9 protein-coding genes are annotated in these 15,021 nt (G+C 68.6%); all 9 read right to left on the reverse strand.

The features are described from left to right. Positions 1–16 precede the first annotated feature (16 nt). A complete protein-coding gene (locus THITHI_RS19075; RefSeq protein ID WP_018233593.1) occupies positions 17–883 on the reverse strand; it encodes an ABC transporter ATP-binding protein in 867 nt (288 codons plus the stop codon). Continuing rightward, on the reverse strand, positions 880–1,902 hold the full coding sequence (locus THITHI_RS0113255) for a FecCD family ABC transporter permease (RefSeq protein ID WP_018233594.1): 1,023 nt from the start codon (positions 1,900–1,902) through the stop codon (positions 880–882). The genes THITHI_RS19075 and THITHI_RS0113255 overlap by 4 nt, the downstream gene beginning before the upstream one ends. Then, on the reverse strand, positions 1,895–2,839 hold the full coding sequence (locus tag THITHI_RS0113260) for an ABC transporter substrate-binding protein (RefSeq protein WP_018233595.1): 945 nt from the start codon (positions 2,837–2,839) through the stop codon (positions 1,895–1,897). Before THITHI_RS0113260 ends, THITHI_RS0113255 begins: the two co-directional genes overlap by 8 nt. Before the next feature lie 37 nt (positions 2,840–2,876). Then, the gene (locus tag THITHI_RS0113265) at positions 2,877–5,000 is read right to left on the reverse strand and encodes a TonB-dependent receptor (RefSeq protein ID WP_018233596.1); all 2,124 of its coding nucleotides are present in this window, start codon (positions 4,998–5,000) and stop codon (positions 2,877–2,879) included. Then, positions 4,997–5,818, reverse strand: a complete 822-nt coding sequence (locus THITHI_RS0113270) for a class I SAM-dependent methyltransferase (RefSeq protein WP_198005610.1) — start codon at positions 5,816–5,818, stop codon at positions 4,997–4,999. Before THITHI_RS0113270 ends, THITHI_RS0113265 begins: the two co-directional genes overlap by 4 nt. Positions 5,819–5,940: 122 nt before the next feature. Beyond that, complete coding sequence (locus THITHI_RS0113275) at positions 5,941–7,605, reverse strand: Na/Pi cotransporter family protein (RefSeq protein WP_018233598.1); 1,665 nt, start codon at positions 7,603–7,605, stop codon at positions 5,941–5,943. Between the two features lie 79 nt (positions 7,606–7,684). Beyond that, on the reverse strand, positions 7,685–9,085 hold the full coding sequence (locus THITHI_RS0113280) for an MBL fold metallo-hydrolase RNA specificity domain-containing protein (protein ID WP_018233599.1): 1,401 nt from the start codon (positions 9,083–9,085) through the stop codon (positions 7,685–7,687). A gap of 108 nt (positions 9,086–9,193) precedes the next feature. Further along, on the reverse strand, positions 9,194–13,249 hold the full coding sequence (locus THITHI_RS0113285; protein WP_018233600.1) for a translocation/assembly module TamB domain-containing protein: 4,056 nt from the start codon (positions 13,247–13,249) through the stop codon (positions 9,194–9,196). Further along, positions 13,246–15,015 carry an autotransporter assembly complex protein TamA gene (locus THITHI_RS0113290; RefSeq protein ID WP_232199425.1) on the reverse strand — a complete coding sequence of 590 codons (1,770 nt, stop codon included), beginning with the start codon at positions 15,013–15,015 and terminating at the stop codon, positions 13,246–13,248. The genes THITHI_RS0113285 and THITHI_RS0113290 overlap by 4 nt, the downstream gene beginning before the upstream one ends. Positions 15,016–15,021 lie beyond the last annotated feature (6 nt).

Below are 15,021 nucleotides of genomic sequence, written 5' to 3' on the forward strand. Positions count from 1 at the left end.
GGCGTTCTTCAGACGGTCAACGGATACCCCCCGGGCCGGCGAGGGCCGATGCGGGCCCGGGGCGCCCACCAACGGACCCGGTGGTCGCCTGGTCCCCGTCCGCCTGTTCCGGCACCAGCACGCAGTGCCCGCCCAGGTGAATCCGCCGGAATCGGACGCCGAACCGGAGATCCAGTTCCGGTGATTCGATCACCTCATCGGTGGGCCCCTCAAGCCAGGTACGGCCTGCGGCCATGACCACGATCCGGTCTGCGAATCGTGCTGCCAGATTCAGGTCATGCATGACCACCAGTGCGGCCAGGCCGGCGCGCGTACGGCTTTTCAGGCGGTCGACCAGGCTGAGTTGATGGGCCACGTCAAGGCTTGCCGTGGGTTCGTCCGCCAGCAGGATCTGCGGCCGGGTCGCGAGCGACGCGGCCAGAAGGACCCGCGCCTGTTCGCCCCCGGACAACGTCTGGAACACGCGCGCCACGAGGTGCTCGAGTTCAAACTCCCGCAGGAGCTCGGGGGCGATGGGGCGTGTGCGGCGTGCGCCGCCAAAGGGCCGGGCGGAAAAGTCCCGGCCCCGCTCGGCCCCCAGTGCAAGTACGTCCGATACCCGGTAATCCCAATAGACGCGTGATTGCTGGGGCAGATAGGCAATGCGGGCGGCCCGTTCCATGGCGGACCATCGGCTGATGGGTTCACCACAGACCCGGATGTCTCCCCGGTCGGCCTGGTTCAGGCCGGCGAGGATCTTCATCAACGTGGATTTGCCCGCACCGTTGGGGCCCACCAGGGCGACCAGTTGCCCCGGCGCTACACGGACCCCGGCATCGGTGAGCAGGGTACTGGTGCCGATGCGCAAGTGGACCCCCCGGGCCTCGATCACGCAGGGTTTCATCGACGGGACTCCCGGATGAGTATGAACAGGAAGAAAGGCGCACCCAGCAGCGCCGTGAGCAGGCCGAGCGGGATCTCGGCCGGCGGCAGCGCGGCGCGGGCGATGCCGTCAAAGACCATGAGCACCGCGCCGGAGCCCAGGGCGCTGTACAGCATGAGCCTGCCATGCCGCGGACCCAGCCACCAGCGCATCACATGAGGCACCACCAGCCCGATGAACCCGATCAGCCCACCCCAGACCACCGCCAGCGCAGTGATCGCGGCGGCGATCAGCACGGACTTGTGCATGAACCGGTCCAGGTCCAGCCCCATGCTGCGTGCCGTATCCGCCCCCAGCCCCAGTACATCGAGACCGCGCGCGAGGCTGAGGCAGGCCAACAGCCCGGCGATGGTCAATACGACCAGCAGGCCGAGTTCCCCCCAGGACGGTGTCTGTATCCCGCCCAGCGTCCAGCTGAGCACGGCCTGGAGGCTGACCGTATCGTCCGACAGCGCCAGCATGAGCAGACCCCGGATCGACGTGAGCAGTGCGGCCATGGCCACCCCGGCCAGGATCAGACCGAATCCGCCTTCCACGCGGGCGGCACGAGCCAGGGTGACCACCACCCAGGTGGCGCCCCAGGCACCGACGAATGCGAGCAGCGGCAGGGCGAGCGGGCCCGGCAGCACCCAGGGCGACAGTAATGCAATGGCGGCACCGACGGAGGCGCCGCTGGCGCTTCCAAGCAGATAGGGTTCGGCCAGCGGGTTGCGGAACACGCCTTGGAAGACCACGCCCGCGACGCCGAGACAGGCGCCTACACAGAAGGCCGTCAGGACGCGGGGTATCCGCCAGTGCAGGATGAGTGCCCGCAGGGAGGACTCGGTATCCGCCAGCGTCTGGAGCAGCAGCGCGGGCCCGAGCAGTTCGGCGCCCAGCCAGGCGGACAGGACGAAGCAGCCGAACAGGGCCGAGGCAAGCGCCGTTGCCGGGTGACGTACGGCGAGCGCCGTCAGGGGGTTATGGTGGGGCTCAGCCATGTGCGGATGACTGATGGCCCATGTGTTGCGGATGCAGCAGGGCCGCCATGGTCTCGACGCCGTCCACGATGCGCGGCCCGGGGATCAGCAGCAGTTCGCGCGGTACCGCGTATACGCGCCCATGGCGAACCGCGCTGATCCGATGCCAGCCGGTGCGCCGCTGCACGGCGTCCACATCGCCGTCGCGGCGTGTCACCAGGATCACTTCCGGATCGGCGGCGATCACGGCTTCGCCGCTCACCTGGGTGATGCCTTGCAGGTCGGCAAAGACATTATCGCCTCCGGCGAGACGAAGCGCGTCGTGGCTGTAGGTGCCGCGCCGCAGCGTGGAGAAGTTGCCCCGGTCGTTCTGTCCCGTTTCCACGTAGACCCTGGGGCGGTGCGCCCCCTCCAGCCCGGAGGCAACCCGATCGAGTCGCCGGGTCAGGCCCAGAATCACGCCGCGGGCGTGCAGGGGATCTCCAAGCACCTGCCCCAGGAGGCGCAGGTTGGCGAAGATCTGGTCCAGATCCCTGTGCAGCAGGACCACCACGGGGACGCCGATGATCTCCATAGGGCGCAGCAGCGTATTGGCGGCCTGGCGGGCGGGCGTCATGATCACCAGATCGGGCTCCAGGCGCGCGATGGTTTCCGCGGAGAATCCCAGGCGCCCCCCGACGATGACACGGCCCTCATGAATGTCCGGTGGATACCGCGTGAAGGCTTCGATGCCCACGACGCGTTCTGTGGCCCCGAGCGCGTGCAGCAGCTCGGTGTTGCTGGAGAAGATGGACACGATGCGCCGTGGCGGCGCGGGCAGGTGGACCTGGCGCCCCAGGCCATCCGTCACGGTGACGGACGGGCCCGCGCCGGTACGGGGAGCTGCCATGCCCGGCATGCAGGCGAGGGCCAGGGCCCCGATCGCCTGCAGGCATGCGCGCCGGCCCGGGCAGGGCATGGGTGGGGATCGCGCGTCAGGTCGACACATCAAGTTCTCAGAAATCGACTTTCATGCCCGCGTACCACTCTCGTCCGGGCATGCTGTTGCCGCGGCCTCCGTTGGAGAATGCCGGGTCCGAGATGTAGGGGGTCTTGTTGAGCGCGATGAACAGGGGGTGTTCGTTCTTGTCGAACAGGTTGTTGATCCCCGCGAACACCTGAAGATTCCGGCTCATCTGATAGCTGCCTCGCACGTTCCAGACCCAGAAGGGCGATTTCTCGTGAACGAAGTTTGCATCCGGTTGCCCCTCGGGGATCAGCAGCCGCTCCTCGGTGTTGTACCAGATGGGGCCGCGCAGTATGCCGGTGAGACGCGCATCCCAGGGGCCGCTGCCGAGGACGGTTCCGACGGACGCCTGGTACTTGTAGATGCGCTGCGGGCGGTCCGTGTTGGCGCTGTCCGGAGCGCCGCGGTCGCGCATATGGAAATGATAGGTGCTATTGCCGAATACGCGCCAGCGCAGATCGGTGTCGACAAACCTCGCCGCGTCGAACTCGATCTGGAGGTCCAGTCCCCGAAGCTCGATGTCGTCGGGATTATTGATGTACATGCGCACGCCATCGACTGCCGGGCCGGTGATGATGCGGTCGGAGATCCTGCTGTCGAACACCGCCACATCGGTGAAGATCCAGTCCCGTGATACGGACAGCCCCAGTTCCATCTGGCGGCTGGATTCGCTGTCCAGGTCCGGGTTGCCGACGATCTGCCCGCCGGCCAGGGTGGCGAAATCCGCCGCCAGCTCCGTGGCCATGGGGGCACGGAAACCGGTGGCAAACCCGCCGCGCAGCTTGACGCGGTCGGTCAGCCTGTAGGCGGCACCGAGACTGTATGTGAACTCGTCGTAGTTCTCGGTGCGCTTGAGCAGATCCTCACGACCCACGGTCGGCCTGACGGTGGTCTCGCCATCGGTATAGCGGCCCCCGGCGCGCAGGGTCAGGCGGTCCGCCAGGGCGCGGTGCACCACTTCGCCCCAGAGGCCGGCGGCGCGTTCATCCTGGTCATTGTCGTACGGCGCGGCCACGGCCCCGCCGACCATGGTGCCGTCGCCGCTGAGCACCAGGCGATCGTTGCGAAGCTCGCTGTACTCCAGGTCCAGCCCCACGCGTGCGTCGGTTGCCGGCTGTGCCGCCCATTCGCCCAGCAGCCGCACGCCGAAGATGTCGAGGATGCGTTCATTGTGGAACGTGGCCCAGTTCAGACGCTGGTTGGCCCAGTTGAACTCATCCACGTCGCGCACGATGTAGCCATGGGCGTTCCAGGCGAGACGATCATCCGTGGACACGCCGTCATAGATGACGTCGAGGGATTGGTTGTAGCGGTCATCGCGGTTCGTGAGCGTCCAGGAGGAACCGGGGAATCCGGCGTCGTACACGCCGTCGCTGCGAAGGGTCACGTCAAGCCGCTGACGGTCGTCCAGGTTCCAGCCCCAGGCGCCAAGGGCGCCGCGCCTGCTCCACGACGTGTTGCGCATGGGCTCCTCGCTGCCTTTCCCCGCATCGTAATCGCTGCGGCTGCCCGCGCCCAGGCCCAGGTAATAGTCGGTGTCCTCACCGCTCTCCGCCGCATGCACATGACCCTGGATCAGCGACCAGGATCCCGTCGTCAGGGTGGCGCTCCGGCCGGATGCCAGCAGGCCGTTGCGGGTGATGATGTTGATGACGCCCCCCATGGCCTGACTGCCGTAGGCGACCGAGGCCGGGCCGCGCACGATCTCGATACGGGCCACGTCGTTGAGACTGAGCTTGGAGAGATTGGAGGTGCCGGCGCGGCGGCCGTTGAGCAGCACGAGGGTCTGGCCGCGGAAGTCCCGGCCCTGTCCATCGGTGGCGCCCCCGCGCATGTTCAGAGAGGTCTGGCCGGGGGTCCATTCACTGAAGAACCCGACGGCATTCTCCGCCAGCAGGTCGGTCAGTGACCGGGCAGAGGAGTTCCGGATCCGTTCCTCCGGGATGACCTGCACCGTGGCGGCGACCTGCTCCAGCGGCTCCCCCCGGCCGGTGGCCGTGACGACGATCTCTTCGAGCTGCAGGACGCCGGGATCCGGCTGCGCAAGCGCCCAGGGGCTGATCAGTGCGAGATTCAGCAGGCAAAGATTTTGCGGCAGGCTTCGGCACTTCACGGCTTGTCTCCCTCCAGGAACCAGATCAGGCAAGCGCTTCGTTTGGGCGCGCTGGCCAACTGACCGTCGAGGACGGGCACCAGGTTCTCCTCAAGATGCGCTGACAGGGCGCGGGTGCGGGCAGGATCCCCGGCCGGGTTGAAACGCCGGTTGAAATACCGGTTGGCGCATTCGGCATCGGCAAAGCGGTAGCGAAACGTCCAGTCCACCATCTCCACGTGATCGGGCCGGAGGGGATCCCCCAGCCTGGCCAGCACCTTGCGGGCCGGAGGCTCCATATCTTCGCCATGCAGATCCGGCGGCAGGAAACCCGAGAGACAGATGCCGTGAGGACCCTCCTGCGCGGGCACCACCCACGCCATGACGCGCTCGGTACGGGCCCGCATCCACCACCAGAAACCCTCGGGATCATCCAGAGGACCGCAGGTGTTGGCGGCGACGCTGGCACCATGCACCGGGATAGCCCCGGGGCCCAGCGCCTGCCACGTGGATTCGACCACGTTCAGCCGGCAGGGCCAGCGGGAAGAACGGCTTCTGAGATGCCCGGCCAGAAAGGCGTTCGGTTCCACGGCCGTCCAGCGGGCGCCCGGTGCCAGCAGCGGCAGACCGAGTGTGCCCGCTCCGGCACCGACGTCGAGCAACTCGTCCTGGGAGCCGAGCAGCTCGCGGAGGCGCCCGCCCACGGCACGGGCGTAATCGGAACGGGAGATCCCCTCCATGTAGAACCTGGCCTCGGCGTCGTCCCAGACTTCACGGACCCCGGGTGCCGGCGACCCCACTTCGATTGCGGGCATCGCACTGGCGGACGTTGAAGGCATCAGGCTCATTATCAGACTCCCCCATCACAACGAGACGTTATAATGTAAAGGATAGAGCCTGTATCTCGTCCGTCTAAGACTTTTTTCCAATCGGGTCTATAGGCAGCCGCCTATGATTGGGGTCATGCGGTCTCCCGGGGTTCCCCGTCCTTGCCGGTACGTCCCGCCAGGTGGTCGCCGTGATGCCGCGCCTTGTCCGCCTGGGTCACCAGGCGCCGTGCCATGCTGATGATGCGCAACTGGCGTTCCATCTCGGGAATGGGGAGGGCACCGGAGGTGCCTTCCCGGAGCAGCGCCTGCTTCAGGCGGGCATACTCGCTCTCCACCCGGGCCACCGCCTCCGCCACGGTTTCCCGGCGCGGGTCATCCGGCTCCAGCCGGGCCAGATCCAGGGCACGGATGGCCAGCGCCTGCCACTGGCGGCGCTGCTCGGCGATATCGGGCAGGGCGTGGCGTTCCCGCAGCCTGCGCAGGGCGGCAATGTCGTGGGCAAGCGTCGCCACGTCGCGGTGATAGCGGGCCACGCGTAACGCCTCCGTGACACCGTCGGCGGTCTTGTCGGGCAGGTGCCCCCGGGAGACGCGGGCAGCAAAATCGCCGATGGCCTCCACGAGGCGTTCCACCACCCGCTGCTGTGCCGCCAGGGATTCGGCGGCGGGTGCCCGCTCTGACAGTGCTTCACGGGCCATGCGGTGCGTCATGTCGCCCAGGCGGTCGATCTCGAGAATCAGCGCACGCAGGCCCAGATCGGGCACGCCCGCGCTGCCGGCATCCAGGTACCGGGGCCGGGCGGCGTCCTCCTCGGCGGACCCGAAACGACCCTGCAGCCAGCGGACCATGACCGGGGCCACGGGGATCATCAGCGCCACGCCCAGCAGGTTGAAGCCGGTGTGAAACAGGGCCAGCAGCATCGCCGGCGCGGGTGCCTCACCGGTGCTGCCCCACAGCCATCCGATGAAGCCCAGGAACCAGGGCAGGATCAACAGGGCCACCAGCGCGGTCAGGCCATTGAAGATCACGTGGGCGACGGCCACCCGCCTGGCGTTGGCAGTAGCGCCGATGACCATCAGCAGGGCCTTGACCGTGGTGCCCAGGTTCGCGCCGATCACCGCGGCCGCCGCCGACTCGAGGGGCAAGGCGCCGCTCATGGCGGCCGTGAGCGCCATGGCCATGGAAGCCGACGAACTCTGCATCAGCACCGTAAGCAGTGCGCCGAGTAACACCATGATCGCGGCGCCCTGTATGCCCGGCCGCACCAGTGCGCCCATGTCCATCGTGTGGGCGAAACCCTCGAACGCATTCTTGAGCACGTCGATCCCCAGGAACAGGAGACCGAATCCGGCCAGCGCGAGACCCAGGTGTTTCAGGCGCGTGCCCCGGAAGAAGAGGTACATGAGCGCGCCCACCCCGATGGCAGGCAGGGCGAGGGCCTCGATCCGGAAGTCGAGACCGACCAGCGCCACCAGCCAGCCGGTCATGGTGGTGCCCACGTTGGAGCCGAAGATGACCCAGACCGCCTGCCCCAGGGTGAGCAGGCCGGCGTTGGCGAACCCGATGGTCGCCACCGTCACGGCGCTGGAGGACTGCACCAGGGCCGTGACCGCCATGCCCGAGGTCAGTGCGCGGGTGCGGGTGCGGGTCCAGATCCCGAGGATGTGCTCCAGTGCCTTTCCGCCGGCCAGTTTCAGGCCGTCGGTCATCAGCGTCATGCCCAGGAGGAACAGGCCCAGCCCCCCCAGGAAACCCGCGATGACGGTGGTGAGGGCGATGGGGGGCAGCTCGGTCATGGGTGTTCGGGGCGTCCAGTGATCGGGGGCGCATCGGCTGGGGACAATTCGATCGCCTGCGGTCTGTCACCTGACGCGATCACAGTTCGATGCGGTCACCCGGTCCCGGGATATTTGCCTCGATGTCGTGTCGCTGCTTAAGCGCCCCGGCCAGCGCCTGCTGTGCCTCCGGTTCCCCGTGCACCAGGTGAAAGGCGGGTCGGTCCCGGAAGCCCGCCGCCCAGGCCAGGAGCTGGGTCTGTCCGGCATGGGCGGAGAATCCGCCCAGGGTGTGGATCTCGGCCTTGACGGCCACCTCGGAGCCCAGCAGCTTCACCTTGTCCGCGCCGTCCACCAGCCGCCGCCCCAGGGTCCCGGCTGCCTGAAAGCCGACGATGATCACGTGGGTGTTCTGATGCCAGAGGTTGTATTTCAGGTGATGACGGATACGGCCGCCGTTGCACATGCCGGCGCCGGCGATGATGATGGCGCCCCCCTGGATGCGGTTGATGGCCATGGAATCCTCCACGCTGCGCGAGAACTGCAGGGGCGGCAGGTAGTCGGCCAGCCGGCCGTTGGCCGCCTTGTCCAGGCGGGAGAGATCCTCGGAGTTCAGGGCCGCCCGGTGCCGTGCGTAGAGTTCAGTGACCTGGATCGCCATGGGGCTGTCCAGGAAGATCTTCTGGTGGTGCAGGCGCCCCTGGTGATGCAGCGTGCTCAGGTGATAGAGGAGCTCCTGGGTACGGCCCACCGCGAACGCGGGGATCAGCACATTGCCGCCGTCCGCGTACGCCTGTTCCAGGATCCCGGCCAGTTCCTCGATGGTTTCCGCCATGGGGCGGTGATCGCGGTCCCCGTAGGTGCTTTCCAAGAGTACCACGTCCGCGTGTTCCAGCCGGGCGGGGTCGTGCATGAGCACGGAGTCCCGGTTGCCCAGGTCGCCGGAGAACACCAGCCGCCGTTCGCGTCCTCCGGAGGGTACCGTCAGTTCCACGATGGCGGAGCCCAGGATATGTCCGGCGTCGTGGAACTGGAGCTTTGCCTGTCCGGGCAGTGTCTCGATCCGGTGGTAGGGCAGCGGCTCGCAGTATTCCAGCGCGGCCTCCACGTCCTCCTCTTCGTAGAGGGGCTCCAGCAGACGCTTGTCCGCCCGGCGTCGCCACTTGTTCTCCCACTCCACGTCCTTGCCCATGACGAAGGCGGCGTCCTTCCACATGATCTGCAGGAGGTCCCGGGTGCCGGGGGTGCAGTACACCGGTCCGCGGTAGCCGTCGCGCACCAGCTTCGGCACCAGCCCGGAGTGGTCCAGGTGGCCGTGAGAGAGGATCACCGCGTCCACCTGGCGGGCAAGTTTCGCCAGCGAGGCCCGGTTGGCCCTGTCCGCCTGCGCCCCGCCCTGGTGCAGGCCGCATTCAAGCAGCAGGTTGGCGTCACCGGTTTCGATGAGGTAGCGCGAGCCGGTGACTTCACCGACGGCACCGAGAAAGGTGAGTGTGCTCATGTGCCGAGTCTACCGTTTTATGTGCATCACGGTCATTGCCATGGACCGTCCGTGAACGGGGTTCACCAGCACAGGGCGGGCCATGCCTGCCCCCCGCGGATCGCGGATTCAGCGCTCCAGGCGGTAGATCAGGTCCATACTCTGGGCCTCGTCGCTGGTTCTGGTTTCCAGGCTCAGCGTGCGGCTCAGGCTGTAGCGCAGCATCAGGCTGGATGCCCGCTCGAACAGCCCCACGGTGTAGCGCAGGTAGAGGCGCGAGGAGAGGTGCTTGCCCATCATCAGCGCGCTCTGGTCCACGTCGCCCTCGGCATCCAGGGTGAACTCGTCCAGCCCCACCGCGTGCCCGATCCGGGCGGTGAGCATGCCCCCCTGTTCCACGCCGAACGCGGTGATGGCGGCGGCCAGCACGTTGGCGTCCGCCTCGGAGGCCCCGGACAGGGGCCGCCCGGTGAGCAGATAGGACATGGCCTCGCTGTCTTCCATGGCAGGCGTGGAGAATACCCGCGAGCGGGGGTCCTGAAGCGTGCCGCCAATGGCCAGCCCGGCGCTTACGTCGTAGGCCGGTACCCGCCGCACGGCGCGGATGTCCAGGCCCGGATTGTCGGCCGGACCCTGAAAGACCAGCACCCCCCGCTCCACGGTCAGGTTCTGGCCGTAGGCGCGGTAACGGCCGTCCTCGATGCGGATCTCCCCCTCCACCCGCGCGGGGCGCGCGGGGCTGTCCTCCACCGCCACCTCCCCGGCCAGCCGGCCGGTGAGTCCGAAACCGCTCAGGTGCACCTGCTCGCCCAGCGTCACCGTCACGGAGGTACGCACGTGCCAGGGCGGCTCGACGTCCTGCGCATCCACGATCACCTCGTCACGGGAGACGGAGACCGCCTGGGGTGGCAGTTCACGTAATTCGATGTGTGCCTCGGGAACGGTGAGCCGGCCGGTGATGTGCACGTTTCTGGCCGCCAGTTCCATGTTCAGCTCCGGTGAGATCAGCACCTGCGCTTCCGGGCGGCGCAACGCCTCGAAGCGCTCGCCCTGGAGGCGCATCTCGGCCCAGGGTGTGCCTTCCGGGGTCACCCCCGCCTCGCCGGCCAGTTCCAGTTCACCCGGGCCTGAGCGCACCCCGCCGTCCAGGGTGAGCCGGTCCAGCCCCTCGGCGGCCGCCCGCAGATGCAGCTCCGTCAACTCCAGGCCCAGCTCCGGTATCCGCGCGTGTGCCTCCGTGAGCCGCAGCTCGCCCCGAAAGTCCGGTGCCGCCAGAGTCCCCGAAAGGGCCAGGTCGGCACGCAGCCGTCCTTCCGGGTCCCGGATCTGCGGCACCGCCACTTCCAGCCAGCGCAGCTCCTGCAGATCCGCCCGGGCGCGGCCGGACAACCTGTGGGTATCCCCCTCGGGCGTGAGCCGCAGCGCGGCGTCGGCGCGGCCCCGTTCCAGAAAGGACAGGGCGGCGCGGGCGTCCATTATCCCCCGGTCCAGCCCGGCCTCCAGGGAGACTTCGCGAAACGGCAGGGTCTGGCGTTCTCCGTCGAGGCCGAGCACATGGAGTTCACCCTGGTCGATCCCGGCGCGGGATTCCGCGGTCAGGCCCGCGTCATCGTGGCGCAGCCGCGCTTCCGCCGACAGGCTGCCGTCCACCGCCACGTTCTCCGGCAGCCACGGGGCCAGCCATTCCAGCGGCAGGTCCGAGAGATCAAGCAGGGCGGAGAGCCCCTCGGCGGCATGGTCGCCCTCAAGGCACAAGCGCGCCGCATCCCTGGTCAGACACAGGGGCGCAAGTCGGCCCTGCCGTGGGTCGGCATCCAGACGGGCGGGCGCGGCGAGCCGCCAGTCACCCAGCGGGGTGCCGGTCAGGTCCAGAGAGGCGATGCTGGCCGACCAGCCCGGGGTGTCGGTCACGCGCCCCTCCAGCAGCAGCCCCAGATCACCCTCGTCCGTGCGCACGTCGAGACTGAGGTGGTGCGCCTCTGCATGACCCCGGGCCTCAAGCCGCGTTGTCCGGGCGATCACCTGCCCGTCCAGGGTGAGTCCGGCCGCATCAAGGGTCAGGTTCATCGGCGTGTCCGGCTGCAGTGTGCCCCCCGCCTCCAGGGCGAGGCTGTCCAGCGACCAGCCTTCGTATCCCAGGCCGGCGCCCTCCAGCCGCAGGTCAAGATCCGGTTGGCGCCAGTCGCCGGCCAGACGGCCGTCGCCATGGAGGATGCCCCGCAGGCCGGGCCACAGGGCATCCAGCGCGGGGGCATCCACGCGGTAGTGGAGATCGGCGGCGTCGCGTTGCGCGAATCCCCTCAGGTTCAGGCGGTTCTCGCCGAGACGTACCTCGAATCCCGGCGTGGTGATCCGGCGCCCCTCCTCCAGCCGGGCACTGCCCTGGGCCGAGACCGGGAAGTCCTGCAATGTACCTTCCAGATGCTCCAGTTCAATGCGGGCGTCGATGCCGTACTCGGGGTCCAGCCGCCCCTCGCTTTGCCCGCGCATGCCCAGGCGTCCGGCCAGTTCCGGCCTGATCAGGCCGGGATCCAGGTTGTGCGCTTCCACCCGCAGGTCCCAGCGGGGGGTCGGCGCCCAGCCGGCTTCGCCGGCGATCCTGAGCCGCGCCTCGTCCACGGTGACCTGGAGGTCCGGCGTGGACAGCCCGTGGCCCAGCAGTGCCGCATCGCCGCGGACGTGGATCGCATGATCGGCGACGCGCCCCTCGAGACGCTCAAGGCGCAGTTCGCCGTGCACGGCATGATCGGGTTCCAGGCGGCCGCGGCTTTCCAGGGCCAGTGCCAGCCGGCCGGGCCAATCGGGCGCCCAGGGGCCCGGGTCCAGGTCCTCGCCCCGAAGGTGCAGATCCCAGTGAGGTTGCGGTTGCCAGCCGGCCCGCCCCACCACGTCGAGGGTGCCGCCGTTGACCCTCAGGACGAGGCCCGGGGTGGTGATGTCCGTGCCACTGATCCGCGCGTTTCCAGTGACCTGCAGGGTCTGGTCCAGGAGGGTGCCCGTCAGGTCGAGTTCATCCACGTGGACATCGGGGGTGCCCGCTGCGTCCAGGCGGCCCGCCACACGCGCATCCAGGTTGATCCGGCCCGGAAATGCAGCGTTCACCGCGCCCGGGTCAAGGTCCCGTCCCTGCAGTGTGATGTCCCAGACGGGGTGCGGCAGCCATCCGGCAGCACCTTCCAGGGCCAGTCGGCCGGTGTCACCGTCGACCTCCAGGGCCAGTTCGGAGAAGGCCTCGGTATCGCCCCGGCCGCTGAGCCGAATGCGCTGAGGAGGCAGGTCCGGCAGGGTGATGCCGGTGTCCAGGGTCACGGTGAATTCCGCCGGCGTGCCTTCGCTGTGCAGTTCGCCCGCGGCGAGCTCCACTGCGCCGTACCCCGGCTGCCACCATGTGAGGGCCTCCCAGCGGTGCAGGAGGTCCCAGGCAGGTGTCCCGGGCAGGTCGCGCAGGTTCCCTTCGCCCGTGATTCGCACGGGCGCCTCCACCTGGTGGCGGATGCCGAGCCGTTCCAGCGTGCCGTCCAGGACCACCCGGCCATTCGCCTCGCGGGCGTCCAGCCCCTCGGCGACCGGTTCGGGCAGGCGTACGCGCCACCGGAGTTCCGCGTTTACCGCATAGGGCATGGCGAGGGCCGTGCGGGCCGTGAGATCGAGGCCGAAATCCGGCGCGTCGACCACCAGCGTGCCGATGTGCGCCGCTGCCCGGTCGATGCTGGCGGCCAGCCGGATCTCATGGATCTGCACCGGCGGTGCATCCCCGAGGGTGATCGTCAGGTCCGAGAAGCGCGCGGGCGACAGATCGATCGCCAGCGGCAGGAGGACGGATTCCGGCAGACGGAAGGGCTCCGGCGGGGCCGGCTCCGGGTCGGGTCTGACATGCAGATCGAGGCCGTCGGCGTTGAGCCGGGTCACGGCCAGTTGCCCGGCGAACAGGGCGGCCGTGTTGACGCGTACGTCCAGCAGCGCCAGGTGCGCGGTGACGGTGTCATCCTGGAAGCTGATCCGCGCCAGTCGCAGCCCCCTTAGGAGTGTGCCCTCCACGCGCCCGATCTCCAGGGTGCCCGGGGCGAAACCCGCCCCGGTCTTGATCAGCCAGCGGGTGCCGGGCTCGGTGCCCAGCAGGACGGTCAGCAGGGTGGCCAGCGCGATGAAGGCGATCAGCGCGCCGAAGATGAGCCGGCGGATCACAGGTCGGCCCCCATGGTCAGGTGCAGGCGAAAGCGGTCATCGCCGTCGACGGGATGGGCAATGTCCACGCGAATGGGGCCGATGGGCGAGATCCAGCGCACGCCCACCCCCACGCCGGTCCGCGGGTCGAAGTCGTCGATGCTGTCGTAGGCGTTGCCCCAATCCAGGAAGGCGGCCGCGCGCCAGCGGCCCACGATGGGAATCTCGTATTCCGCACTGGCGGTGAACAGGTGGCGCCCGCCGATCACGTTGCCGTCCTCGTTGGTGGGCCCGAGCCGCTGGTAGCCGTAGCCCCGTACGCTGTTATCGCCGCCGGCAAAGAAACGCACCGAGGAGGGCAGGTCGGTGAGCAGGTTGGCCTCGGTGGCGCCGCCTTCGGCGCGGGTGAGCAAGCGCCCCGGACCCAGGGGAATGATCAGCTTCGCCCGGCCGTGGACCTGGAGAAAGCTCACCGAAGACACCACGTCCTCGGAGGCGCCCCGAACACTGCCGTAGAGCCGCCATCCGCGCGTCGGGCTCACCGGATGGTCGGCGCGCACCCGGGTGAAGGAGAGCCCGGGCATGAGCAGGTCGGTGCGGTCGGTGACATCGGCCACGGTAAAGTCCTCCCGCTCGTAGGTGAGCGAGCGGGTCTCGATCCAGCCGGAATCATGCTGGCGGGTGTGGCTGACGCCGATACCGTAGAGATCCGAGCGTACCGTGTCCGTATCCTCCGTCTGGTAGCGGGCCATCAGGTTGATCCGTTCCCGCGAGGGATCGTCCAGGGGGATCTCGTAGTTGAAGCCCACGCCGGAGCGGACCGGGGAAAGCTCCATCTCCGTGCTGTAGCGATGACCGGCCCGGTTGGCATAGCGATGCTCGAAGCCCAGCCGCAGCCGCGGCCCGATATCGGTCGAGGCGCCGATACCCGCCATGTAGGCGAACTTCTTGCGAGGGGTCAGGGTCACCCGGATCGGCACGTGGCCGTCCGCGCGGGCCTCGGTGTCGGTGCGTACGCGCACCTCCGCGTAGTAGCCGCCGTCCACCAGACGCTGCTGCAGGTCGATGAGTACCCGGCTGTCGTAGGGGTCCCCTTCCTGAAAGGGCAGAAACTTCCCGATATAGCCGGGATCGAGAATGTCCTGGTCCAGCGTGACGGTGCCGAAGCGGTAACGGTTCCCGCTGTCCATGTGGATGACGATGTCCGCGTACCCCTGCTCGGCGTGGACGCGCAGTTCCCGCGTAATGATCCGGTTGTCCAGGTAACCGCGGTCGGCGGCCAGGCGGGTGAGGGCGCTGCGCAGCTGCTCGTAGCGGTCATGGCGCAGCCGGTCCCCCTCCCTGATCGGGGAATCCTGGATCAGCGCCTGAAATGCCTCGTCCCCGGCGGCCTCTCCGTCCAGGGTGATGTCCACATGCCGCACCGTCACGGGATCGCCCTGCGCCACATCCAGGGTCAGGCGCCAGCAGTCCTCGGTGCGGAGAAAATCCAGCGTCACTTCCGGCCGGTAGTATCCCAGGGCGCGCAGCGCCTCGCGGGCCTCCTGCTCCGCCCGGCGCAGCAGCGGCCGCTCGCGCCATTCGGGCAGCGCGCAGTCCTCGCGGGCGATGCTCAGATGAGCGCTGATGTTCTCCCGTGCCTCCTCGCCCGCCCCGGCAATGGTGATCTCCGGTGACTGGGCCCGCACCGTGCCGAGGGAGACCGCCAGCAATGCGGCCAGCAGCACCGTCAGGCCATGACGTACTCCGGCGGATGTCTGGGTCGCGGGGGGGCTGATTGTGGGCACTCAGTT

The sequence above is a fragment of the Thioalkalivibrio thiocyanodenitrificans ARhD 1 genome (assembly GCF_000378965.1).
Classification (GTDB): domain Bacteria; phylum Pseudomonadota; class Gammaproteobacteria; order Ectothiorhodospirales; family Ectothiorhodospiraceae; genus Thioalkalivibrio_A; species Thioalkalivibrio_A thiocyanodenitrificans.